General features: G+C 71.9%; 23 protein-coding genes and 1 pseudogene. 13 read left to right on the top strand and 11 right to left on the bottom strand.

Annotation, left to right across the window (positions count from 1 at the left end; translation table 11 throughout):
• Together RBXJA2T_RS12735 and RBXJA2T_RS12740 are read left to right on the top strand one after the other, a co-directional pair.
• Positions 1–1538, top strand: a 1538-nt coding sequence (locus RBXJA2T_RS12735; RefSeq protein ID WP_009857794.1) for a transglycosylase SLT domain-containing protein, incomplete at its 5' end; no start/stop codon positions are given.
• Positions 1539–1635: 97 nt separating this feature from the next.
• Complete coding sequence (locus tag RBXJA2T_RS12740) at positions 1636–2643, top strand: D-2-hydroxyacid dehydrogenase family protein (RefSeq protein ID WP_009857795.1); 1008 nt, start codon at positions 1636–1638, stop codon at positions 2641–2643.
• Between the two features lie 503 nt (positions 2644–3146).
• On the opposite strand, the gene upp is transcribed toward RBXJA2T_RS12740, so the two are convergent.
• From upp to RBXJA2T_RS12775, 7 genes are all read right to left on the bottom strand, one after another.
• Positions 3147–3773 (bottom strand): uracil phosphoribosyltransferase, encoded by a 627-nt coding sequence (gene upp / locus RBXJA2T_RS12745; RefSeq protein ID WP_009857796.1) that lies wholly within the window; start codon positions 3771–3773, stop codon positions 3147–3149.
• A gap of 78 nt (positions 3774–3851) precedes the next feature.
• Entirely contained in the window at positions 3852–4640 is a 789-nt protein-coding gene (rlmB, locus tag RBXJA2T_RS12750; protein WP_009857797.1) for a 23S rRNA (guanosine(2251)-2'-O)-methyltransferase RlmB, read from the bottom strand.
• Between the two features lie 25 nt (positions 4641–4665).
• The gene (locus RBXJA2T_RS12755; RefSeq protein WP_009857798.1) at positions 4666–5400 is read right to left on the bottom strand and encodes an acetyltransferase domain-containing protein; all 735 of its coding nucleotides are present in this window, start codon (positions 5398–5400) and stop codon (positions 4666–4668) included.
• On the bottom strand, positions 5397–6023 hold the full coding sequence (locus RBXJA2T_RS12760) for an RES family NAD+ phosphorylase (RefSeq protein ID WP_009857799.1): 627 nt from the start codon (positions 6021–6023) through the stop codon (positions 5397–5399). Before RBXJA2T_RS12760 ends, RBXJA2T_RS12755 begins: the two co-directional genes overlap by 4 nt.
• 47 nt (positions 6024–6070) lie before the next feature.
• On the bottom strand, positions 6071–6493 hold the full coding sequence (locus tag RBXJA2T_RS12765) for an MbcA/ParS/Xre antitoxin family protein (RefSeq protein WP_009857800.1): 423 nt from the start codon (positions 6491–6493) through the stop codon (positions 6071–6073).
• A 70-nt stretch (positions 6494–6563) separates the two neighbouring features.
• Positions 6564–7013, bottom strand: coding sequence for a MerR family transcriptional regulator (locus RBXJA2T_RS12770; protein ID WP_009857801.1), 450 nt, complete (start codon positions 7011–7013; stop codon positions 6564–6566).
• 9 nt (positions 7014–7022) lie between these two features.
• Positions 7023–7319, bottom strand: coding sequence for an SCP2 sterol-binding domain-containing protein (locus tag RBXJA2T_RS12775; protein ID WP_009857802.1), 297 nt, complete (start codon positions 7317–7319; stop codon positions 7023–7025).
• A 147-nt stretch (positions 7320–7466) separates the two neighbouring features.
• Between RBXJA2T_RS12775 and RBXJA2T_RS12780 the strand changes: the two genes are divergently transcribed.
• The 9 genes from RBXJA2T_RS12780 to RBXJA2T_RS12815 all read left to right on the top strand — a co-directional run bounded on the left by RBXJA2T_RS12780 (position 7467) and on the right by RBXJA2T_RS12815 (position 16575).
• Positions 7467–8336, top strand: coding sequence for an SDR family oxidoreductase (locus tag RBXJA2T_RS12780; protein WP_009857803.1), 870 nt, complete (start codon positions 7467–7469; stop codon positions 8334–8336).
• On the top strand, positions 8336–9946 hold the full coding sequence (locus RBXJA2T_RS12785) for an acyl-CoA carboxylase subunit beta (RefSeq protein WP_009857804.1): 1611 nt from the start codon (positions 8336–8338) through the stop codon (positions 9944–9946). The genes RBXJA2T_RS12780 and RBXJA2T_RS12785 overlap by 1 nt, the downstream gene beginning before the upstream one ends.
• A gap of 26 nt (positions 9947–9972) precedes the next feature.
• Complete coding sequence (locus tag RBXJA2T_RS12790) at positions 9973–11124, top strand: acyl-CoA dehydrogenase family protein (RefSeq protein WP_009857805.1); 1152 nt, start codon at positions 9973–9975, stop codon at positions 11122–11124.
• On the top strand, positions 11121–11915 hold the full coding sequence (locus RBXJA2T_RS12795; RefSeq protein ID WP_009857806.1) for an enoyl-CoA hydratase/isomerase family protein: 795 nt from the start codon (positions 11121–11123) through the stop codon (positions 11913–11915). Before RBXJA2T_RS12790 ends, RBXJA2T_RS12795 begins: the two co-directional genes overlap by 4 nt.
• Positions 11912–13834: an acetyl-CoA carboxylase biotin carboxylase subunit gene (locus tag RBXJA2T_RS12800; RefSeq protein WP_009857807.1), complete on the top strand. Its 1923-nt coding sequence runs from the start codon at positions 11912–11914 to the stop codon at positions 13832–13834. Before RBXJA2T_RS12795 ends, RBXJA2T_RS12800 begins: the two co-directional genes overlap by 4 nt.
• A complete protein-coding gene (locus RBXJA2T_RS20950; RefSeq protein ID WP_081467631.1) occupies positions 13771–13950 on the top strand; it encodes an acyl-CoA carboxylase biotin carboxyl carrier protein subunit in 180 nt (59 codons plus the stop codon). Before RBXJA2T_RS12800 ends, RBXJA2T_RS20950 begins: the two co-directional genes overlap by 64 nt.
• The gene (locus tag RBXJA2T_RS12805) at positions 13947–14816 is read left to right on the top strand and encodes a beta-keto acid cleavage family enzyme (RefSeq protein ID WP_009857809.1); all 870 of its coding nucleotides are present in this window, start codon (positions 13947–13949) and stop codon (positions 14814–14816) included. Before RBXJA2T_RS20950 ends, RBXJA2T_RS12805 begins: the two co-directional genes overlap by 4 nt.
• Positions 14813–15301, top strand: coding sequence for a thioesterase family protein (locus RBXJA2T_RS12810; protein WP_009857810.1), 489 nt, complete (start codon positions 14813–14815; stop codon positions 15299–15301). The genes RBXJA2T_RS12805 and RBXJA2T_RS12810 overlap by 4 nt, the downstream gene beginning before the upstream one ends.
• A gap of 197 nt (positions 15302–15498) precedes the next feature.
• Positions 15499–16575: a S1C family serine protease gene (locus RBXJA2T_RS12815; RefSeq protein WP_009857811.1), complete on the top strand. Its 1077-nt coding sequence runs from the start codon at positions 15499–15501 to the stop codon at positions 16573–16575.
• Position 16576: 1 nt separating this feature from the next.
• Here the strand turns inward: RBXJA2T_RS12815 and RBXJA2T_RS12820 are convergent, their stop codons facing one another.
• Positions 16577–17164 carry a hypothetical protein gene (locus tag RBXJA2T_RS12820; protein ID WP_009857812.1) on the bottom strand — a complete coding sequence of 196 codons (588 nt, stop codon included), beginning with the start codon at positions 17162–17164 and terminating at the stop codon, positions 16577–16579.
• A gap of 159 nt (positions 17165–17323) precedes the next feature.
• On the opposite strand from RBXJA2T_RS12820, the gene thrH reads away from it, so the two are divergent.
• Together thrH and RBXJA2T_RS12830 are read left to right on the top strand one after the other, a co-directional pair.
• Complete coding sequence (gene thrH, locus RBXJA2T_RS12825; RefSeq protein ID WP_009857813.1) at positions 17324–17938, top strand: bifunctional phosphoserine phosphatase/homoserine phosphotransferase ThrH; 615 nt, start codon at positions 17324–17326, stop codon at positions 17936–17938.
• Between the two features lie 127 nt (positions 17939–18065).
• The gene (locus RBXJA2T_RS12830; RefSeq protein WP_029718800.1) at positions 18066–20015 is read left to right on the top strand and encodes a peptidase U32 family protein; all 1950 of its coding nucleotides are present in this window, start codon (positions 18066–18068) and stop codon (positions 20013–20015) included.
• Between the two features lie 154 nt (positions 20016–20169).
• On the opposite strand, the gene recR is transcribed toward RBXJA2T_RS12830, so the two are convergent.
• From recR to RBXJA2T_RS12845, 3 genes and pseudogenes are all read right to left on the bottom strand, one after another.
• Complete coding sequence (recR, locus tag RBXJA2T_RS12835; RefSeq protein WP_009857815.1) at positions 20170–20757, bottom strand: recombination mediator RecR; 588 nt, start codon at positions 20755–20757, stop codon at positions 20170–20172.
• Positions 20758–20767: 10 nt separating this feature from the next.
• Positions 20768–21094 (bottom strand): YbaB/EbfC family nucleoid-associated protein, encoded by a 327-nt coding sequence (locus tag RBXJA2T_RS12840; protein WP_009857816.1) that lies wholly within the window; start codon positions 21092–21094, stop codon positions 20768–20770.
• A gap of 69 nt (positions 21095–21163) precedes the next feature.
• Positions 21164–21761: pseudogene (locus RBXJA2T_RS12845) on the bottom strand (DNA polymerase III subunit gamma/tau); the annotation flags it as partial.

Here is a 21761-nt window from a genome sequence, read left to right on the forward strand (position 1 = left end):
CCGCCGGCGACGCCGCCGCGCCGGTTGCGGCCGCGACGCCGGCCGCCCCGACGTCTTCTGCCGCGCGCCGGGCCGACGGCCCGACCCCGGGCGCGCTGATCCTCTCGCGCGACGGCCAGCGCCAACCCGAGCTGGTGCCCGCCCCGCCGCTGGAGGGCGAGCCCGCCACCGTGTCCGACGCGACCCACGCCGACGCTGCCGCCGCCGACAACGACCTCTGGGTGCGCGTGCGCGGCGGCTTCACGATGGCCGAGCTCGACGACGACTACGTGCGCAAGTGGGAGCAGTGGTACGCCACGCGGCCCGACTACGTGCAGCGCATGGCCGAACGCGGCGGCCGCTACCTGTTCCACGTCATCGAGGAAGTCGAGCGTCGCGGCCTGCCGACCGAGCTCGCGCTGCTGCCCTTCATCGAGAGCGCGTTCAACCCGCAGGCGCTGTCCAGCGCCCGCGCCGCCGGCATGTGGCAGTTCATGCCGATGACCGGCCGCGACTTCGAGCTCAAGCAGAACCTGTTCCGCGACGACCGCCGCGACGTGCTGGCCTCGACGCGCGCCGCGCTCGACTATCTGCAGCGCCTGTACGGCCAGTTCGGCGACTGGCACCTGGCGCTGGCGGCCTACAACTGGGGCCAGGGCAACGTGCAGCGCGCCATCGCGCGCAACCTCAAGGCCGGCAAGCCCACCGACTACGCGTCGCTGAAGATGCCGGCCGAGACGCGCAACTACGTGCCCAAGCTGCAGGCGGTGAAGAACCTGGTCCTGCGCCCCGAGGCCTACTCGATCACGCTGCCGGCGCTGCAGAACCACCCGTTCTTCCTCAGCGTGCCGATCGAGCGCGACATCGACGTCGCGCTCGCCGCGCGCCTGGCCGGGCTGTCGCTGGAGGAGTTCCAGGCGCTGAACCCGCAGATGAACAAGCCGGTGATCCTGGCTGCGGCGACGCCGCGTGTGCTGCTGCCCTACGACAACGCCAACCACTTCGTCGAGCGGCTCAAGGAGCACCGCGGCCCGCTGGCCACCTGGACGGCCTGGGTCGCGCCGCGCACGCTGAAGCCGGCCGAGGCCGCGCGCCAGGTCGGCATGCCCGAGGCCCAGCTGCGCGAGGTCAACCGCATCCCGCCGCGCATGCTGGTCAAGGTGGGCTCGACGCTGCTCGTGCTGCGTGCCGCGCACGCCACCGAGAACGTCAAGGAACACGTCGCCGAGAACGCGATGATGGTGCTGGCGCCCGAGGCCCGGCCGTTGCGCAAGCTGACGCTCAAGGCCGGCCGCGGCGACACCGTGGCCACGGTGGCCAGGCGCTACAAGGTCAGCGCCGCGCAGGTCGCGCAGTGGAACGACGTCGGCCCGCGCGCGAGCTTCAAGCCGGGGCAGAAGATCGTCGTGATGGTCGCCTCCGGACCGGCCAAGGCCAAGCGCCCGGCCGCCAAGACGGCCTCGGCGAAGGTCAAGGCCAAGGCTCCGGCGGCCAAGACCCGGACCGCAGCGTCCAAGGCCAAGGCGTCGACCTCATCCAACGCGAAGAAGCCGCGCTGAGGCCGGCGCGCCCGGCATCCCCCGGGCGGCCACGCCCACGCGCCGAGGGGTCCGGCACGATGTGCGCCGTCGCCCGCGACAATGCGCCCAGACGCCCATGAACATCATCATCCTCGACGACTACCAGGACGCGGTGCGCAAGCTGCGCTGCGCGGCGCGGCTCGAGCCGCTGAACGCGAAGGTGTTCACCAACATGGTCAAGGGCATCGGCCAGCTGTCGGTGCGGCTGCGCGACGCCGACGTGCTGGTGCTGATCCGCGAGCGCACGCACTTCCCGCGGGCGCTGCTGGAGAAGCTGCCGCGGCTGAAGCTGATCTCGCAGACCGGGCGCGTCGGGCCGCACATCGACGTTGCCGCCTGCACGCGGCTGGGCATCGCGGTGGCCGAAGGTGTCGGCTCGCCGGTGGCGCCGGCCGAGCTGACCTGGGCGCTGATCATGGCCTCGATGCGCCGGCTGCCGCAGTACATCGGCAACCTCAAGCACGGCGCCTGGCAGCAGTCGGGGCTGAAGTCGGCGTCGATGCCGCCGAACTTCGGCATCGGCATGGTGCTGCACGGCAAGACGCTGGGCATCTGGGGCTACGGCCGCATCGGCCGCATGGTCGCCGGCTACGGCCGCGCGTTCGGCATGCAGGTCATGGTCTGGGGCAGCGAGGAGTCGCGCGCGCATGCGCTGGCCGACGGCCACCTGGCCGCCGAGAGCCGCGAGGCCTTCTTCGAGCAGAGCGACGTGCTCAGCATGCACCTGCGCCTGGGCGAGACGACACGCGGCATGGTCAAGCTCGACGACCTGGCGCGCATGAAACCGACGGCGCTGTTCGTCAACACCTCGCGCGCCGAGCTCGTCGAGGACAACGCTCTCGTCTCGGCGCTGAACAAGGGCCGCCCCGGCATGGCGGCGGTCGACGTCTTCGAGAGCGAACCGATCCTCCAGGGCCACCCGCTGCTGCGCCTGGAAAACGCCGTCTGCACGCCGCACATCGGCTACGTCGAGCAGGACAGCTACGAAACCTACTTCGGCGCCGCGTTCGACAACGTCATCAACTTCGTCAACAACAACCCGACGAACATCGTCAACCCGGACGCGCTGAAGGTGCTGCGCTGAGGCGAGGCGGGCCCGGATTCACGGCCGAGGTCCGGGGGCAGAAGTCTGAAGAAGTCTGGAAGTCTGGGGTCAGGTCTCTCAGGAAGTCTGGGAAGTCTGGGGTCAGGTCTCTCAAGACCTGACCCCACCTTGCGGAGGTCCGGGGTCAGAAGTCTGAAGAAGTCTGGGTCAGGAGGTCCGGGGTCAGAAGTCCGGGGCCAGGTCTCTCAAGACCTGACCCCATCTTGCGCTTGACCCCATCTTGCGCTGAAGGTGCTCCGCTAACGCGAACAGCGAGCAGGCTCGGAATTCGTCCCCTCGGGGACAGACCGCCGCAGGCGGTCAGGGGGAGCGGCGGTGTCAACGCGCCTGACCGGATCCGGGTCTCCCGGTCCGGTCAGGTTGCCCCCTCGGGGCTGAGCCCGGACGTGAGTCGTCCGGTGGACGGCTCACGCTTGGCGAAGAGCGGGGCCACCGGCCCCGCGCGGCCTGCAAGGCCGGCCGCCAGGCGGCCGGGGGCTCCATCACTTCGTGCCGAAGATCTTGTCGCCCGCGTCGCCGAGGCCGGGGATGATGTAGCCGTTCTCGTCGAGATGGCTGTCGATGGCCGCCGTCCAGCAGCGCACGTCGGGGTGCGCGGCGTCCAGCGCCTTGATGCCTTCGGGCGCGGCCACCAGCACCAGCGCGCGGATGTCGTTGCAGCCGCGGCGCTTGAGCAGGTCGATCGTCGCGATCATCGAACCGGCCGTCGCCAGCATCGGGTCGACGATCAGCGCGGTGCGTTCGTCGAGGTGGCCGACGAAACGCTCGAAGTAGTGCTCGGGCTGCAGCGTCTCGTGGTTGCGCGACAGGCCGACGACGCTGACCTTGGCGTTGGGCACCATGTCGAGCACGCCGTCGAGCATGCCGATGCCGGCGCGCAGGATCGGCACCACCGTGACCTTGCGGCCGGCGATCTGCTCGATCGTCGCGGGGCCGCTCCAGCAGTCGATCTCGATCGGCTCCAGCGGGAAGTCGGCCGTCGCCTCGTAGGCCAGCAGGCGCGCGATCTCGTTGGTCAGCTCGCGGAACTTCTTCGTCGAGATGTCTTTCTCGCGCAGCAGGCCGACCTTGTGGCGCACCAGCGGATGACGGACTTCGATGACAGGCATGTTGAAACTCGGAATTCGGTGATCCCGGCAGTGTAGCCAGTGGCCGCCGGCGCGAGCTTGCGACAGGTCGGCGCGGCTTCAGCGCGAACGCTGGCGCAGCGCCTCGTACAGGCAGATGCCGGCGGCCACCGAGACGTTCAGGCTCTCGACCGCGCCCTGCATCGGGATGCGCACCAGCTCGTCGCAGGTCTTGCGCGTCAGCTGGCGCATGCCGTGGCCCTCGGCGCCGAGCACCAGCGCCACTGGGCCTCTGAGGTCGACGTCGTAGATCGTCTTCGTCGCGTCGTCGGAGGTGCCGATGACGCGGATGTCTCGCTCCTTCATCTCGCCCAGCGAACGCGCGAGGTTGGTCACCATCAGGTAGGGCACGGTCTCGGCGGCACCGCTGGCGACCTTGGCCACCGTCGCGTTCAGGCCCACCGCGTGGTCCTTGGGCGCGACGACGGCGCAGGCGCCGGCACCGTCGGCCACGCGCAGGCAGGCGCCGAGGTTGTGCGGGTCGGTGACGCCGTCGAGCACCAGCACCAGCGGCGCGCCGACCGCGGCGTCCAGTGCGTCGTCCAGCGAATGCGTAGTCGCCAGCGGCGTCACGCGCGCCACCACGCCCTGGTGGCGGCCGCTGCCGGCGAGCTGGGTCAGGCGCTCGCCGTCGCTGTCGACCAGCTTGGCGCCGGCGGCTTCGGCCCGTTCGACGAACTGGCGCATGCGCGCGTCGCGGCGCGTCGCGTCGACGTGGATCTCCTTGACCGACTGCGGCGCGGTCTTCAGCCGCACGGTCACGGCGTGGAAGCCGAACAGGACCTTGTTGCTCACGGGGTTCACCTGGGAAAGCGCCCGCCGAAAGGCCGGCAGGACGAAGGCGCGCATCGTAGCCGCCCGGCGGGCGCGCCGATCAGCGTCCGATCAGCCCCAGCGACAGCAGCGCCGTCAGCGCGCCGATGAACACCGGCTGGTGGACCATGTAGAACGACAGCGACCAGCGCCCCAGCAGCGCCAGCGGCGCCAGCCCGCGCGACAGCGGCCCGATGAACCAGCCGCGCCGCCGCGCCAGCGCCCACTGCCCGGCCGCCAGGCCCCAGAGCATCACGCCCAGCCAGGGCAGCAGCGGCACGTAGTCCTCGGTGACCGGCTTGTGCGTCACGAGGCCGACCCAGTTGCTCCAGCGTGTGTCGAACCACGGGTGCTGCCAGACGAACGGCAGCACGATCGCCACGGCGCCCAGCGGCCACAACCAGCGCCCCAGCGGCGCCGCCAGGCGCGAGACGATCAGCATCAGCGCGATGCCGTGCAGCACGCCGAAGCTGATCCAGCTGTGCGGGAACATCGTCGCCGAGCCGGCGCTGACCAGCAGCGCGCAGCCCGCCACCTGCGCCCAGCGGCGCCAGAAACGCGGCCAGCGCTGGCCGGCGTCCAGCGCCGCGGCCTGGCCCAGGCCGGCGCAGAAAAGGAACAGGCTGACGATGCAGGTTCGCTGCACGGTCCACAACGGGTCGCCGAAGAAGTCCTGGCGCGGGTCGAGCAGCCGGAAGTGGTTCAGGTCGAACACGAAGTGGTAGGCCGCCATCCAGACGATGGCCGCGCCGCGCAGCGCGTCCAGGCGGTCGAAACGTTCTGCGCGAGGGCTCATGCCGTCTTCTCGTAGACGTCGGCGAAGCCCTGCCCGTCCCAGGCGTAGAGCAGGTGCGCGGCGTGCAGGCAGGGCCCGGCGCCGCGCGGGCGGAACAGGCCGACACATTCGCCGCCGGCGTGGCGCACGCTGCGGTAGACGACGCCGTGCGAGCCGGCAGCGCGCAGCGTGGCGGCCAGCGCACGCGAGGCGCTGTAATCGCCCGGCGCGTAGACCGCGTCGTCGACGGCGCCGGGCGGCCGCAGGTCGTGCAGCCGGGCGTCGATGGCCACGTGGTACAGCCGCATCGGCAGGTGCATCGGCGGCTGGCGCGTGGCGGCGAGGAAACGTGCGTGGTGGTGGCGCGTCTCGGCGATCGCCGTCTCGCGTTCGCGCGCCGCGTAGAACACGCCCCATCGGCCGTCGGAGAAGCGGCTGCCCTCGGGGTTGACGTGCGTGAACGCGGCCATCACCGGGCCGCTGCCGGGGCCGAAGACACGCTCGGCGCGCGGCACACGCTCGACGTGGCCGAGCTCCTCGCGCAGGCGTTCGTTGGTCAGCGCCTCCAGCGCGTACAGCGCATCGAAGTCCTCGGCGTCGGCGACACGGTCGAACAGCGTCACCGACGGGTAGCGGGTCGGCACGATGCGGCAGGCCTGCGTCCAGCGGACGCGGCGGACGTCGGGCGTGTTCAGGACCAGCCGCCGCCGCGCACGCCGTCGAGGTAGCGGCGCACGAAGTGGAGGTCGCCGACGTTGCCGGCCAGCATGCGCTGCAACGCGCTGCGGCCGCCGAAGGCCTCGGCGCTGTTGGGCTGGCGCACCCAGGCGTCGGCCGCGGCCGGCTCGGGCAGCAGGATCTGCAGCGACTTGTAGATGCCCAGCAGGTTGGACAGGCGCTCCAGCGTGTCGCGCGACAGCCGCGCCTTCTCGGGGTGCTGGCGCCAGGCGAAGAAGGTCGAGCGCGCCGGCTGGCCCAGCAGCACCAGCTGCTCGTCGACGCTCAGGCCCCAGGCCTCGGCGATGCGCACGAAGGCACGCAGGCCGGCCGCGGCCAGACGTTCGTCGGAAACGTCGGCAAACGCAGGAGCGGATTCGGCGGCAACGAGGCGCATGACATCCAGTATTGGACTACGGTCTCATGGTAGTCCAAAAAACAGACAACGCACCAGAACGCGAACGCGTTCAGCCGCCGTCGAGCTGGCGGCGCGCGGTCTCGTTGATCAGCCGCAGCTCGGCCAGCGTCGCGTCGAGGCCGGCGCGCTTGGCCTCGAGGTCGCGGATCGCCAGGTCGGTGCGTTCGACGACGTAGGCCAGTTGCTGGACACGGCCCTCGCCGTTGTCGCCGTAGAGATCCAGGTAGTGCTGGATCTCGGCCAGCGACGCGCCGATCGCCTTGCTGCGCAGGATCAGCGCCAGCCGCGCGCGGTCGCGACGGGTGTAGACGCGGGCGCCGTTGACACGCCGCGGCGCCAGCAGCCCCTTGTCCTCGTAGAAGCGGATCGTGCGCAGCGTGATGCCGAACTCGCGGCACAGCTCGGTGATGCCGAACAGCTCGCCGGTGTCGGTGTCGCGGTGCGACGCGACCACCGCCTGCGCGGCGGCGTCATCGGGTCGATCCGGGGTGTCGAGCATCGACGGATGCTAGACGATGCGCTGGAGCTTCAACGCGACGCTCATGTCGCCGCTGACCTTGATCTTGCCGGTCATGAAGGCGGTCGCCGGCTGCAGCTCGCCCTTGATCATCGCCACCAGGTTGTCATGCGTGATGCCGACGGTGCAGTCGGTGTCGCGGTCGACGTTGTCGACGGTGTTCGGCACCGCCCGGCCGTCGATGACGACGACGCCGTCGGTGCCGCAGTCGAACTTCAGCGTCGCGTTCAGGCCGCTGGCCTCGCCGACCTTGCGGCGCAGTTCCTCGGTACAGGCTTGCAGGTCCATCGGATCGGGGCTCCCTGGGTTGGTGCGGCGCATCGTAGCCGGGGGGCATTCCGTTGAGATCATGGAAATCACCAACCCGTAACCCGGTTGACGTTAACGTAACCCTCGACGCCTAATGCCGCCGCATCACCACGACGGCGAGGCGCGATGAACGAGTCCGGCTACCGCAGCGTGTTCCGTCCCGGCCTGTTCGCCGGACAGCTGCACTGGGTCACCGGCGGCGGCAGCGGCATCGGCCGCTGCGTCGCGCACGAACTGGCGGCGCTGGGCGCCACCGTCGTCGTCAGCGGCCGCCAGGCCGACAAGCTGGCCCGTGTGGCCGCCGAGATCGCCGAGGACGGCGGCCGCTGCGAGACCGTCGTGCTCGACATCCGCGACGAAGAAGCCGTCAAGGCCGCCGTCGGCCGCGTCGTCGCCGAGCACGGCCCGGTCGCCGGCCTCGTCAACAACGCCGGCGGCCAGTTCCCGGCGCCGCTGCTGGCGATCTCGAAGAAAGGCTTCGACGCCGTCGTCGCCAACAACCTGACCGGCGGCTTTTTGATGATGCGCGAGGTCTTCCTGCAGAGCATGCAGGGCACGGGCGGCGCGATCGTCAACATGACCGCCGACTTCCGCAACGGCATGCCCGGCATGGGCCACAGCGGCGCGGCGCGTGCCGGCATGGCCAACCTGACGATGAGCGCGGCCTTCGAGTGGGCGCACGCCGGTGTGCGGGTCAACGCGGTCGCGCCGGGCTGGATCGCCTCCAGCGGCCTGGACCGCTACGGCCCGGAGATGAAGCCGATCATCGCCTCGCTGGCCGGCGAGGTGCCGCTGCGCCGGCTGGGTGTGGAGGCCGAAGTGAGTGCGGCCATCGTCTTCCTGCTGTCGCCCGCCGCAGCCTTCATCACCGGCGTCACCTTGCCGATCGACGGCGGCGCGCCGCTGGGCAACCAGAGCTTCCCGTTGGGCCGCACGGCGCGCTCGACACCGTTCGACGGTTTCCACCGCGCGACGACGCCCGAGGTGCTGCGCTGATGCCCGCGCTGGTCTCGCGGCTGGACCCGCGTTCGCCCGCCTTCGCGGCCAACGCGGCGCGCATGCACGAGCGCCTGGCCGAGGTGCGTGCGCTCGAAGCCAAGGTCGTCGCCGAGTCGGCCAGCAAGGCCGGGAAGTTCGCCGCGCGTGGCCAGTTGCTGCCGCGTGAACGTGTCGCGCGCCTGCTCGACCGCGGCAGCGACTTCCTCGAGCTGTCGCCGCTGGCCGGCCTGGGCATGCACGACGACGACGGCAGGAAAAGCGTGCTCGGCGGCGGCGCCATCGTCGGCATCGGCACCGTCGCCGGCCGGCGCGTGCTCGTCACCGCCAGCGACAGCGCCGTCAAGGGCGGCACCGTCGCGCCGATGGGGTTGAAGAAGGCGCTGCGTGCGCAGGAGCTGGCGCGCGAGAACAAGCTGCCGCTGGTGGCGCTGGTCGAGTCGGGCGGCGCCAACCTGATGTACCAGGCCGAGATCTTCGTCGACGGCGGGCGCAGCTTCGCCAACCAGGCGCGGCTGTCGGCGGCCGGCATCCCGCAGATCGCCGTCGTGCACGGCTCGTCGACGGCCGGCGGCGCCTATCTGCCGGGGCTGTCGGACTACGTCGTGCTGGTGCGCGGCCGCTCCAGCATCTACCTCGCCGGCCCGCCGCTGGTGAAGGCCGCGATCGGCGAGGACGCGACGGATGAAGAACTCGGCGGCGCCGAGCTGCACGCCCAGGTCACCGGCCTGGGCGAGTACCTGGCCGAGGACGACGCGCACGCGATCGAGCTGACGCGCGAGCTGCTCGGCCGCCTGCCCTGGGACACGGTCGGCGCCGCGCCCGCCGCCCACGAGCCGCTGTACCCGGCCGAGGAACTGATGGGCGTCGTGCCGGCCGACGAGCGCACGCCCTACGACGTGCGCGAGGTGCTCGCGCGTCTCGTCGACGGCTCGGAATTCCTCGAGTTCAAGGCCGCCTACGCACCCGACACCGTCTGCGGCCACGCGCGGCTGATGGGCCACGACGTCGGCCTCGTCGGCAACAACGGCCCGATCCAGCCCGCCGGCTCGACCAAGGCGGCGCAGTTCATGCAGCTGTGCGACCAGTCGGGCACGCCGCTCGTGTTCCTGCAGAACACCACCGGCTACATGGTCGGGCGCGAGGCCGAACGCGCCGGCGCGATCAAACACGGCAGCAAGATGATCCAGGCGGTGGCCAACGTGCGCGTGCCGAAGTTCACCGTCGTGCTCGGCGGCAGCTACGGCGCCGGCAACTACGGCATGTGCGGGCGCGGTTTCGACCCGCGTTTCATCTTTGCCTGGCCCAGCGCACGCACCGCGGTGATGGGCGGCGCCCAGGCGGCGCAGGTGATGGACTTGCTGAACCGCCAGAAGCTCGAACGTTTGGGCCTGCCCGCCGACGAGAGCGCGCTGGCGGCGATGAGCGACGCGCTGCGCCGCCGCCTGGACGCCGAGAGCACGGCGCTGTTCGGCACCGCACGGCTGTGGGACGACGGCATCGTCGACCCGCGCGACACGCGCCGCGTGCTCGGCCTGTGCCTGACGCTGGCCGCCGAGGCGGCGCGCCGCACGCTGCGGCCCAACGCCTTCGGCGTCGCGCGCTTCTGATCCACGAGAACCCGAGGAGACACCCGATGCAGTTCACGCCCGAACACCGCCAGATCGAGGACATCGTCACCCGCTTCGTCGACAAGGAGCTGAACCCGCACGTCGCCGCCTGGGAGGCGGCCGAGGAGTTCCCCAGCCACGAGGTCTTCAAGAAGCTCGGCGACCTGGGGCTGCTGGGGCTGAAGTACCCGGCCGAATACGGCGGCGCCGGGCTGGACTTCAGCTACTCGATGGTGATGGCCGAGGCCCTGGGCGCCTGCCACTGCGGCGGCGTGCCGATGGCCATCGGCGTGCACACCGACATGGCGACGCCGGCGCTGGCGCGTTTCGGCAGCGAGGAGCTGAAACGCGAAGTCCTGGTGCCGACGATCGCCGGCGACTACGTCGCCTGCCTGGGCGTCAGCGAACCCGGCGGCGGCAGCGACGTCGCCGCGGTCAAGACGACGGCGCGCGCCGAAGGCGGCGACTACGTCATCAACGGCACGAAGATGTGGATCACCAACGGCCTCAAGGCCGACTGGTGCTGCCTGCTGGCCAACACCAGCGACGGCCCGCCGCACCGCAACAAGAGCCTGATCGTCGTGCCGATGGACGCACCCGGTATCACGCGGCAGAAGATCCGCAAGATCGGCATGCATTCGAGCGACACCGCGCAGCTGTTCTTCGACAACGTGCGCGTGCCCAGGCGCAACCTGATCGGCCAGGAAGGCATGGGCTTCACCTTCCAGATGCTGCAGTTCCAGGAGGAACGGCTGTGGGGCGCGGCCTCGTCGCTGAAGAGCCTGGACCGGCTGATCGACCTGACGATCGATTACACCCGCCAGCGCCAGGCCTTCGGCAAGCCCATCCTCGACAACCAGGTCGTGCACTACCGCCTGGCCGAGCTGCGCACCGAGGTCGAGGCGCTGCGCGCGCTGACCTACCGCGCCGTCGAGCTCTACGTCGCCGGCCAGGACGTCACGCGGCTGGCGAGCATGGCCAAGCTGAAGTGCGGGCGGCTGTCGCGCGAAGTCACCGACAGCTGCCTGCAGTACTGGGGCGGCATGGGCTACACGCCGGAGAACCCGATCTCGCAGGCCTGGCGCGACTCGCGCCTGGTGTCGATCGGCGGCGGCGCCGACGAGGTGATGCTGGGCATCATCTGCAAGCTCGAGAACACGCTGCCGGGGCGCCGATGAGCACGGCTGTCGTCGCCCACGAAGACGGCCGCGGCGTGCTGACGCTGACGCTGTCGCGCCCCGAAGTGCGCAACGCGATGTCGCTGGAGATGGTGCTGGCGCTGCGCACGGCGCTGGCCGAGGCCGAAGCCGGCGGCCGCGTGCGCGTCGTCGTGCTGCGCGGTGCCGGCGGCCACTTCTGTGCCGGCGCCGACCTCGCCGACATGGCCGCGGCACGCGCCCGGCTGGACCAGGACCCGAAGGCGATCGAGAAGGTCAGCGCCGCCTTCGGCGAGCTCTGCGCCGCGTTCGCCGCCACCGGGCTGGCCACCGTCGTGCTGCTGGAAGGCAGCGTGATGGGCGGCGGCCTCGGCCTGGCCTGCGTCGCCGACGTCGTGCTGGCCGCCACCAGCGCGGTCTTCCGCCTGCCCGAGACCTCGCTGGGGCTGGTGCCGGCGCAGATCGCGCCTTTCCTCGTCGAACGGCTCGGGCCCTCGCAGGCGCGGCGGCTGGCGGTCTGCGGCGGCAAGCTCGACGCGCACGCGGCGCTGGCCGTCGGCCTGGTGCACGAGTTGCACGCCACCGGCGCGCTCGACCATGCGCTGGAAGCGGTGCTGCACGACATCCTGCGCTGCGCGCCCGGCGCGGTGGCCGCCAGCAAGGCGCTGGTCGCGCAGGCGCGCTGGCAGCCCGCCACGGCGCTGGTGGCGCAGGCCGCCGAGGTGTTCTCGCGCGCCGCACTGGGGCCCGAAGGCGTCGAAGGCACGACGGCCTTCCTCGAACGCCGCCCCGCGGCCTGGGCGCCGCGATGAGCCGGCCGTTCGAGACCGTGCTCGTCGCCAACCGCGGCGAGATCGCCTGCCGCGTGCAACGCACGGCGCGCCGGCTGGGCTACCGCACGGTGGCCGTCTACAGCGATGCCGATGCCGGCGCGCCGCACGTGCGCCAGGCCGACGTCGCGGTGCGTCTGGGGCCGGGGCCGGCGTCGGAGTCCTATCTGAACGTCGCCGCGGTGCTGGACGCCGCGCGCCGCAGCGGTGCCGACGCCGTGCACCCCGGCTACGGGTTCCTGTCCGAACGTGCCGACTTCGCCGCAGCGGTCGAGGCCGCCGGGCTGGTCTTCATCGGCCCGCCGGCCGAGGCGATCCGCGCGATGGGCGACAAGGCCGGCGCCAAGCGCCGCATGCTGGCGGCGGGTGTGCCCTGCGCGCCGGGCTACCTGGGTGACGACCAGAGCGACGAGCGTCTGGCCGCCGAAGCCGAAGCCCTAGGCCTGCCGCTGCTGGTGAAAGCCGTGGCCGGCGGCGGCGGGCGCGGCATGCGCCTGGTGCGCCAGCCCGGCGAACTGGCCGCGGCGCTGGCCGGCGCGCGGCGCGAAGCCGAGAGCGCCTTCGGCGACGGCCGGCTGATGCTGGAGCGCCTGATCACCGGCGCGCGCCACGTCGAAGTCCAGGTCTTCGCCGACGCCCATGGCCAGGCCGTGCACCTGGGCGAACGCGACTGCACGGCGCAGCGCCGGCGGCAGAAGGTCGTCGAGGAAGCGCCTTCGCCGATCGTCGGCGAGGCGATGCGCGCCACGATGGGCCGCGACGCGGTGGCCGCCGCGCTGGCCGTCGGCTACCGCGGCGCCGGCACCGTCGAGTTCGTCGTCGACGCCGAGGGCCGGCACTTCTTCCTCGAGATGAACACCCGGCTGCAGGTCGAGCATCCGGTCACCGAGGCGATCACCGGGCTGGACCTCGTCGAATGGCAGTTGCGCATCGCCGCCGGCGAGCCGCTGCCACTGACACAGGAGCAAATCCGCTTCGACGGCCACGCCGTCGAAGCGCGGCTCTACGCCGAGGACCCGTACGCCGGCTGGACGCCGCAGACCGGGCGCGTGCTGCGCTGGCGGCCGGCGGACGCCGGCATCCGCGTCGATCACGGCCTGGCCGAGGGCGGCGAGGTGCCGCCGTACTACGACGCGATGGTTGCCAAGTTCGTCGCCCACGGCCGCGACCGCGCCGACGCGCTGCGCCGGCTGCGCCGCGCGCTGGCCGACGCGGTGCTGGTCGGCCCGCGCCACAACGCGCGCTTCCTGCGCGAGCTGCTGGCGCACCCGGACTTCACCGGCGCGCGGATGACGACGACGCGGCTGGACGAATGGGCCGCGGCCGGCGAGCCGCTGTTGCGGCGCCCGCAACCGCCGGAGGCCGTCTGGCAGCTGGCGGCGGCGCTGCTCGGCGGTGCGGGAAGCCTGGGGTCAGGTCTCACGAGACCTGACCCCGGATCGGTCGGCGGTGCGGGAAGCCTGGGGTCAGGTCTCACGAGACCTGACCCCGCCTTGCGCGACCCCGCCTTGCGTGCCCCCGCCTTGCGGCCGCCCCCCCGCTGCGGCCAGCCGGCCTCGCCCGGCTCGACCTCGTCGTCGACTGCGCCGGCGAGCGCCGCACGCTGCGCGCGCCGCCCGACGAGGTCCGCGTCCTCGAGCTCGACGCCGACGGCCGCGTGCGCTGGTGGCACGACGGCATGCAGCGCCAGGCCGTCGCGCTGCGCGACGGCGACACGCTGCATCTCGTCGTCGATGGCGACGTGTTCGCGTTCGCCGAGGCCTCGCCGTGGCCGGGCACCGACACCGCCAGCGACGCGTCGTGCGCCCGCGCCCCGGTCGCCGGCGTCGTCGCCCAGGTGCTGGTCGCGCCGGGAGACCGCGTCGAGGCCGGCCAGCGCCTGGCCTGCGTCGAGGCAATGAAGATGGAGATGTGGCTCGAGGCCGGCGCCGCCGGCCTCGTGCGCGCGGTGCACGCCGCCGCCAAGGACCCGGTCGCCGCCGGGGCGCTGCTGGTCGAACTGGAGCTGGACGCATGAGCCTCGAACCCGCGATCCTGACCTGCGCGCTGACCGGCGTGCTGACGAACCCCGACCAGCATCCGGTGCCGGTGACACCCGAGCAGATGGCGCGCGAGGCGCGTGCCGCCTTCGACGCGGGCGCCAGCGTGATGCACGTGCATCTGCGCGACCAGGCGCCGGGCCGGGGTTTCATGCCGAGCTGGGACCCGGAGGTCGCCGCCGCCGTCTGCGACGCGATCCGCGCGGCCTGCCCCGGCGTCATCCTCAACCTGACGACCGGCGTGCTCGGCCCCGACATAGCAGGCCCGGCGGCCTGCATCCGCCGCGTGCGCCCCGAGATCGCGGCCTGCAACGCTGGCAGCCTGAACTACCTGAAGCTGCGCGAAGACGGCCGCTGGGCCTGGCCGCCGATGGTCTTCGACAACCCGGTCGACAAGATCGAACGGTTCGTCGCCGTGATGCGCGAATGCGGCACGCACCCGGAGTTCGAGTGTTTCGACGTCGGCATCGTGCGCAGCGTCGGCCTGTTCGCGAAGGCCGGCCTGGTCGACGGCACGCCCGAGCTGAACTTCGTGATGGGCGTGGCCAGCGGCATGCCCTGCGACGCCGCGCTGCTGGCGCTGCTGCCGGGCTACGCGCCGCCGGGCGCCGTCTGGCAGGCGACGTTGATCGGCCGCGCCGAGATCTGGCCGGTGCACCAGCGCGCCGCCGAGCTGGGCGGCATGCTGCGCACCGGGCTCGAGGACACCTTCTACCTGCCCGACGGCCGGCGCGCACGCGGCAACGGCGAGCTGATCGAGGCGCTGGCCGACTGCGCGCGCCGCGCCGGGCGTGCGATTGCGACACCGGCGCAGGCACGCGCCCGGTTGGGACTCGCACCGTGACGACGACACCCGCCGCCCGCCGCAGCGCCGCCGAGCAGCAGCGGCTGGAAGCGGCCTTCACCGAGATGTTCGAGCAGCAGATCGTCTTCAACCGCGTGCTCGGGCTGAAGGTCGAGTCGCTGGCGCCGGGCGACGTGCGGCTGTCGTTCACGATGCGACCCGAGCTGATCGGCCACTTCCTGCACCAGCGCCTGCACGGCGGCGCGATCTCGGCGACGCTGGACGCCACCGGCGCGCTGGCGCTGATGGTCGCGATCGCCGAACGCCACCCCGCCGACGACGCCCAGCAGGTGCTGCAGCGTTTTGCGCGCATGGGCACGATCGACCTGCGCACCGACTTCCTGCGCCCCGGGCTGGCGCCGCGCTACGTCGCGCAGGCCGAGGTCACGCGCCTGGGCGGGCGTGTCGGCTCGACGCAGATGCGGCTGGTCGACGACAGCGGCCAACTGATCGCCACCGGCGCCGGCTCGTACATCGTCAGCTGAACGGAGGCTTGGGGTCAGGTCTCATAAGGCGGCTTGGGGTCAGGTCTCATAAGACCTGACCCCGACTTCCCCACCGACTTCCGTCAGCTGAACGGCGGCAGGCTGGGGTCAGGTCTCACAAGACCTGACCCCGCACTCCAGCTGAGAAAATCGGCGCCGACAAGGCCACGTGGGGGCCGCCCGGCCCCGCATCAACGATGAGACACACGCCGATCGCCCTCGCCTTCCTCCTCGCCAGCCTGGCGCTGCCGCTGCAGGCGCGCACCGAAGCCGGCCCGCGGCCGATCACGCCACGCGGCGCGCTGTCGGCCGAGGAGACGGCCCACATCGAACTCTTCCGCAAGGCATCACCCTCGGTCGTGCACATCACGACGCTGGCGGCGCGGCGCGACTTCTTCTCGCTCAACGTGCAGCAGGTGCCGGCCGGCACCGGCACCGGCTTCGTCTGGGACGAGGCGGGCCACATCGTCACCAACTTCCACGTCATCCAGGGCGGCAGCGGCGCCCAGGTGACGCTGGCCGACCAGACGAGCCTCGACGCCGAACTCGTCGGCGCCTTCCCCGACCGCGACCTCGCGGTGCTGCGCATCAAGGCGCCGCGCGAGAAGCTGCCGCCGATCGCCATCGGCTCCAGCCGCGAGCTGCGTGTCGGCCAGCGGGTCTACGCGATCGGCAATCCCTTCGGCCTGGACCAGACGCTGACCACCGGCATCGTCAGCGCGCTGGGCCGCGAGATCGAGTCCTTCAACAACCGCACGATCCGCGGCGTGATCCAGACCGACGCGGCGATCAACCCCGGCAACTCCGGCGGCCCGCTGCTCGACAGCGCCGGCCGGCTGATCGGCGTGAACACGCAGATCGCCAGCCCCAGCGGCGCCAGCGCCGGCATCGGCTTCGCAATTCCCGTCGACGAGGTCAACCGCATCGTGCCGCGGCTGATCCGCGACGGGCGTTTCCTGCGCCCGGCGATCGGCGTCACCGCCGGGCCGGCCAACCTGACACGCGCGCTGGGCCTGCCGCGCGGCGTGCCGCTGGTGCAGGTGCAGCCGGGCAGCCCGGCGGCCAAGGCGGGGCTGAAACCCTTCCAGCGTGGTCGCGGCTCGCAGATCGTCGCCGGCGACGTCATCACCGCGGTGGCCGGCGAAGCGGTCGACAGCCTGGACGACATCCTGTCACTGCTGGAGACGCGCCAGCCGGGCGAACGCGTGACGCTGACGGTCTGGCGCGCCGGCCAGTCGCGCAGCGTGACGGTGACGCTGGGCAGCGCCGAGTAGCTCAGGTCGGCAGGACGATCTCGACGTCGTCGTCGGGGCCGGACTTGGCCGCCGGTGGCGACGCGGCCTCGCCGGGCTGCGACAGCATCGTCTGAGGCAGCGGTTCGGCCGGAGCTTCGGCCGGTGCCGCGCCGAGCACCGGCAGCACCGGCGGCGGCGAAGGCGGTGCCGGCGGATGGGAGCGCGCCAGCGCCGCCGGCACGCTGCCGAAGGTGGGTTTGGGTTTCGCCGGCTTGGGCCGCGGCAGCGGCGGCAGCGGCAGGTCACGCCAGCCGTCCCAGCCCGGCGGCAGCACACCGGGCGGCGGCGGGGAGATCTCCTCGAGGATGTTGCCGGCGGCGTCGGTCACGGTGACCTGCTGGGCGACCGAGTTCGCGGCCAGCGCACGGCCGAAACGCCGCGCCACCGACAGGTCGCTGTGCCAGATCTGGGCGTGTTTGACCAGCCGCCCGTCGCTGTCGCGACCGACCTCGACGACGCGGTACAGCGGCCCCTCGGCGCGCGTCTGCTGGCGCGAGAGTTCGCGGCGTACCTTGTCCAGCAGTTCGGCGCCGGCCGGCTCCTGGCCGTCGGCCTTGCCCTCGGCCATCACGTTTCCATCGGTTGTGCAGCCGGGCAGCATAGCGGCGGCACGCCGGCCGCATCGCGCTTCCGACGTTCGATGGGGTCTTGACGACCGGCCGGTCGTGGACAAATCACGGCCTCCGCGGCGCCGACGCGGCGAGCGGCTGCGCTAGCATCGCGCCCCATGAAAGTCGTCTGCCTCGACCTCGAAGGGGTGCTGGTCCCCGAGATCTGGATCGCGTTCTCGCAACGCACCGGCATCGCCGCCTTCTCGCGCACGACACGCGACGAGCCCGACTACGACAAGCTGATGCGCTGGCGCCTGGCGATGCTGCGCGAGCACGGCCTGAAGCTGGCCGACATCCAGGACGTCATCGCCGGCATGGCGCCGTTGCCCGGCGCGCGCGAGTTCCTCGACGACCTGCGCTCGCGCTACCAGGTGATCATCCTGTCGGACACCTTCTACGAGTTCGCCGACCCGCTGATGCGCCAGCTCGGCCGGCCGACGCTGTTCTGCCACCGGCTGGAGATCGACGCCGAGGGCTACGTCGCCGACTACAAGCTGCGCCAGCCCGACCAGAAGCGCCACGCGGTCAACGCACTGAAGTCGCTGAACTTCCAGGTCATCGCCGCCGGCGACTCGTACAACGACACCGGCATGCTCGGCGCAGCCGACGCCGGCTTCTTCATCCACCCGCCGGAGAGCATCGTCGCGCAGTTCCCGCAGTTCCCGGTGAACCGCAACTACGACGAGCTGAAGGCGTCGATCGACGGCGCGGCCCAGCGCTTGCGCGGCTGAGCGCAAGCCGCTCATAGCCGGAATGCCGCAGGAACATCAAGCAGCCGCCGTGGACCGGCTCTGCCGGGACACCGGCGGCGCCCCCTTGAGGGGGAGCGCCGAAGGCGCTTCGGGGGTGGTCCATTCCGTGCGCGACACGTTGGAACTGCTCGCGCCGGCGCGCGACGCCGACGTCGGCATCGAAGCCGTCAACCACGGCGCCGACGCCGTCTACATCGGCGGCCCGAGCTTCGGCGCGCGCGACAAGGCCGGCAATGCGCTGGCCGACATCGAACGCCTGGCGCGCCATGCGCACCGCTGGAACGCGCGCGTCTTCGTCACGCTGAACACCATCCTGCGCGACGACGAGCTGGAAGACGCGCGCCGCCTGGCCTGGGACGTCTGGCGCGCCGGCGCCGACGCGCTGATCGTCCAGGACATGGGCCTGCTGGAGCTGGACCTGCCGCCGATCCAGCTGCACGCCAGCACGCAGACCGACATCCGCACGCCGGAGAAAGCGCGTTTCCTGCAGGACGCCGGCTTCTCGCAGCTGGTGCTGGCGCGCGAGCTGACGCTGGCCGAGGTGCAGGCCATCGCCGCCGCCGCGCCCGGCGTCGTGCTGGAGTTCTTCGTGCACGGCGCGCTGTGCGTCGCCTACAGCGGCCAGTGCTACATCAGCCACGCGCACACCGGGCGCAGCGCCAACCGCGGCTCGTGCTCGCAGGAGTGCCGGCTGCCGTACACGGTGACCGACGCCCAGGGCCGCATCGTCGCGCACGAGAAGCACGTGCTCTCGCTGAAGGACAACGACCAGGGCGCCAACCTGCCGGCTCTGGTGGCAGCCGGCGTGCGCAGCTTCAAGATCGAGGGCCGCTACAAGGACATGGGCACGGTGAAGAACGTCACCGCGCACTACCGCCAGTTGCTCGACCGGCTGCTCGACGAACGCCCCGACTTGCGCGCCGCCTCCAGCGGCCGCTGCCGCTACACCTTCACGCCCGACCCGGCACGCAGCTTCAACCGCGGCGCGACCGACTACTTCGTCAACGGCCGCCAGAGCGACATCGGCGCCTTCGACACGCCCAAACACGCCGGCGTCGAGATCGGCCACGTCACACGCGTCGGCAAAGACCATTTCGACCTCGTGCTCACCGACGCCTCGGCGGCGCTGAACAACGGCGACGCGCTGACCTGGTGGGACCGCCAGGGCGAGCTGCAGGGCGTGCCGGTCAACGTCGCGACGCCGCTGGGCGGCCGCACCTGGCGCGTGCAGCCGAACGCCCCGATCGAGACGCTGAAGGACCTGCGCCGCGACGCCGCGATCAGCCGCAACCGCGACATGGCCTGGGACCGGCTGCTGGAGAAGAAGTCGGCCGAACGCCTGATCCCGGTCGACCTGCGTTTCGAGGCCAGCGGCGAAGGCTTCGTGCTGCAGCTCGTCGACGCCGACGGCCACTACGCGCATGCGGAGGTCGTGCACGAGCACCAGCGGCCGAAGGACGCGGCACGCAACGAAGCCACGCTGCGCGAGAACCTGGCCCGCCTGGGCGGCACGATCTTCGAGGCGCGCGGCGTCGACATCGCTTCGCCGTGGTTCGTGCCGGCCTCGGTGGCCAACGCGCTGCGCCGCGACGCCGTCGCGGCCCTGGAAGCGGCCCGCGCCGCGGCCTTCGAGCCGCTGCCGCGCGCGACGCCGAAGGACCCGCCGGCGCCCTACCCCGAGGACACGCTGAGCTATCTGGCCAACGTGCACAACACGAAGGCGGCGGCGTTCTACGCCCGCCACGGCGTCAAGGTGATCGAAGCGGCCTACGAGAGCCACGAGCGCAGCGACGAGGTCAGCCTGATGATCACGCGCCACTGCGTGCGCTGGTCGCTGTCGCTGTGCCCCAAGCAGGCCAAGGGCGTGATCGGCGTGCAGGGCACGGTGCGCGCCGAGCCGCTGACGCTGGTCTCCGGCGGAGAGCGCCTGACGCTGCGCTTCGACTGCAAGCCCTGCGAGATGCACGTCGTCGGCCGCATCAGGAAGAGCGTGTTGCGCGAGGCCAAGGCGCAGCCGGTGAGCTTCTACCGGACGCGGCCGGCGGCTCGCGTCTGAGACCGCTGCGACAGGCTGGGGTCAGACAGCCTGGACAGCCTGGGGTCAGGTCTCACGAGACCTGACCCCGGTCTCCCGCAGTCTCGTGGGGTCAGGTCTTACGAGACCTGACCCCGGTCTTCTCGGTCTTCGGCGGGCGGGCTGAGCCGCCGCGTCAGCGGCGGTCGACCAGCGCGTGGGCGATCGTGCCCAGGTCGACGTATTCGATCTCGCTGCCGGCCGGCACGCCGCGTGCCAGGCGCGTGACCTTCAGGCCGCGGGCGCGCAGCGCCTGGGCCAGCGCGTGTGCGGTGACCTCGCCTTCGGCGGTGAAGCTGGTGGCCAGGATGACCTCCTGCACCGTGCCGTCGCTGGCACGTTCGATCAGCTCGGCGGCGCCGATGTCGCCGGCGCCGACGCCGTCCAGCGGCGACAGCCGGCCCATCAGCACGAAGTACAGGCCGCGGTAGCCGCCGCTGCGTTCCAGCGCGTGCTGGTCGGCCGGCGTCTCGACGACACACAGCAGCCGGCCGTCGCGCTCGGGATCACGGCAGACCGGGCAGACCTCGTCTTCGGTGAAGGTGTGGCAGCGCGCGCAGTGGTGCACACGCTCGGCAGCCACGTCCAGCGCATGCGCGAGGCGGCGCGCGCCATCGCGGTCGTGCTGCAGCAGGTGGAAGGCGACGCGCTGCGCCGACTTCTGGCCGACACCCGGCAGCCGCCGCAGCGCCTCGATCAGCGCGTCGAGCGCGGTGTCGGCCACGGGCAGCAGGTCAGAACGGGAACTTCATGCCCGGCGGCATCGGCATGCCGGCGGTCAGCTTGCCCATCTTCTCGGCGCTGATCTCGTCGGCACGGCGCACGGCGTCGTTGAACGCGGCGGCGACCAGGTCCTCGAGCATGTCCTTGTCGTCGGCCAGCAGGCTGGGGTCGATGCTCAGGCGGCGCACGTCGTGCTTGCAGGTCATCACGACCTTCACCAGGCCGGCGCCCGACTGGCCCTCGACCTCCAGCTGCGCCAGCTCTTCCTGGGCGCGCTTCATGTTTTCCTGCATCGCCTGGGCCTGCTTCATCAGCCCGGCGAGGTGGCCCTTCATCATCGTCGTGTCCTTTCGTGGCGGCCTCGGGGCCGCGGAAAACGCGGGATTATCGTCGTGCGGCAGCGCCGCTCAGACCGGCTTGATCGAGTTCGGCACCAGGCGCGCCGTCGGGAACTGGCGCATCAGCTCCAGCACCACCGGGTCGTGCCGGATGGTGTGCTCGGCCTCCTGCTGGCGGCGCGTGCGCTCCCAGGCGTCGCGCCGGGCCGGCGTGTCCTCGGGCGAGCCGGGTTCGAGCACCAAATCGACCGGCGCACCGAGCTCGGCGGTCATCGCCGCCGTCAGCTTCTCGCGCAGCGCATGGGTGCGCAGCGACTCGCGTTCGACCTGCAGCCGCCAGCGTTGCGGCGTGGCCGTCTCGTCGACTTCGGCCAAGCCGCCCTGCCAGGCCAGTTCACGCAGCAGCGCCGAAACCGCGCCGCGTTCGGCCATCGCCTGGCACAGCGCATACCAGCGGTCGCCCAGCGGGGTGCGCGGCGGCGGTGCCGGCGGCTCGTCGCGGCGCACCGGGCGCGGGCGGCGTTCGACGGGAGGCGGCTCGTCGGCGGCCGGCTCGCAGGCCATGGCCTCGACCGGTTCGGGCACGGGCTCGGGCGACGACGGCGCGCGGGCGGGTGCCGGCACCGCGTCGGCGAACTCGCCTTCGAGCGGCGGCTCCTCGTCCATC

The organism is Rubrivivax benzoatilyticus JA2 = ATCC BAA-35, assembly GCF_000190375.1.
GTDB classification, from domain to species: domain Bacteria; phylum Pseudomonadota; class Gammaproteobacteria; order Burkholderiales; family Burkholderiaceae_C; genus Rubrivivax; species Rubrivivax benzoatilyticus.

Excerpts from the sequence above, each read along its gene's own strand:
- RBXJA2T_RS12815 (WP_009857811.1), top strand. The coding sequence starts at position 15,499 with ATGAGACACACGCCGATCGCCCTCGCCTTCCTCCTCGCCAGCCTGGCG.
- RBXJA2T_RS12785 (WP_009857804.1), top strand. The coding sequence starts at position 8,336 with ATGCCCGCGCTGGTCTCGCGGCTGGACCCGCGTTCGCCCGCCTTCGCG.
- RBXJA2T_RS12765 (WP_009857800.1), bottom strand. The coding sequence starts at position 6,493 with ATGCGCCTCGTTGCCGCCGAATCCGCTCCTGCGTTTGCCGACGTTTCC.
- RBXJA2T_RS12775 (WP_009857802.1), bottom strand. The coding sequence starts at position 7,319 with ATGGACCTGCAAGCCTGTACCGAGGAACTGCGCCGCAAGGTCGGCGAG.
- thrH (WP_009857813.1), top strand. The coding sequence starts at position 17,324 with ATGAAAGTCGTCTGCCTCGACCTCGAAGGGGTGCTGGTCCCCGAGATC.
- RBXJA2T_RS12820 (WP_009857812.1), bottom strand. The coding sequence starts at position 17,164 with ATGGCCGAGGGCAAGGCCGACGGCCAGGAGCCGGCCGGCGCCGAACTG.
- RBXJA2T_RS12795 (WP_009857806.1), top strand. The coding sequence starts at position 11,121 with ATGAGCACGGCTGTCGTCGCCCACGAAGACGGCCGCGGCGTGCTGACG.
- RBXJA2T_RS12840 (WP_009857816.1), bottom strand. The coding sequence starts at position 21,094 with ATGATGAAGGGCCACCTCGCCGGGCTGATGAAGCAGGCCCAGGCGATG.
- upp (WP_009857796.1), bottom strand. The coding sequence starts at position 3,773 with ATGCCTGTCATCGAAGTCCGTCATCCGCTGGTGCGCCACAAGGTCGGC.
- RBXJA2T_RS12740 (WP_009857795.1), top strand. The coding sequence starts at position 1,636 with ATGAACATCATCATCCTCGACGACTACCAGGACGCGGTGCGCAAGCTG.
- RBXJA2T_RS12780 (WP_009857803.1), top strand. The coding sequence starts at position 7,467 with ATGAACGAGTCCGGCTACCGCAGCGTGTTCCGTCCCGGCCTGTTCGCC.
- RBXJA2T_RS12800 (WP_009857807.1), top strand. The coding sequence starts at position 11,912 with ATGAGCCGGCCGTTCGAGACCGTGCTCGTCGCCAACCGCGGCGAGATC.
- rlmB (WP_009857797.1), bottom strand. The coding sequence starts at position 4,640 with ATGCGCGCCTTCGTCCTGCCGGCCTTTCGGCGGGCGCTTTCCCAGGTG.
- RBXJA2T_RS12805 (WP_009857809.1), top strand. The coding sequence starts at position 13,947 with ATGAGCCTCGAACCCGCGATCCTGACCTGCGCGCTGACCGGCGTGCTG.
- RBXJA2T_RS12770 (WP_009857801.1), bottom strand. The coding sequence starts at position 7,013 with ATGCTCGACACCCCGGATCGACCCGATGACGCCGCCGCGCAGGCGGTG.
- RBXJA2T_RS12755 (WP_009857798.1), bottom strand. The coding sequence starts at position 5,400 with ATGAGCCCTCGCGCAGAACGTTTCGACCGCCTGGACGCGCTGCGCGGC.
- RBXJA2T_RS12790 (WP_009857805.1), top strand. The coding sequence starts at position 9,973 with ATGCAGTTCACGCCCGAACACCGCCAGATCGAGGACATCGTCACCCGC.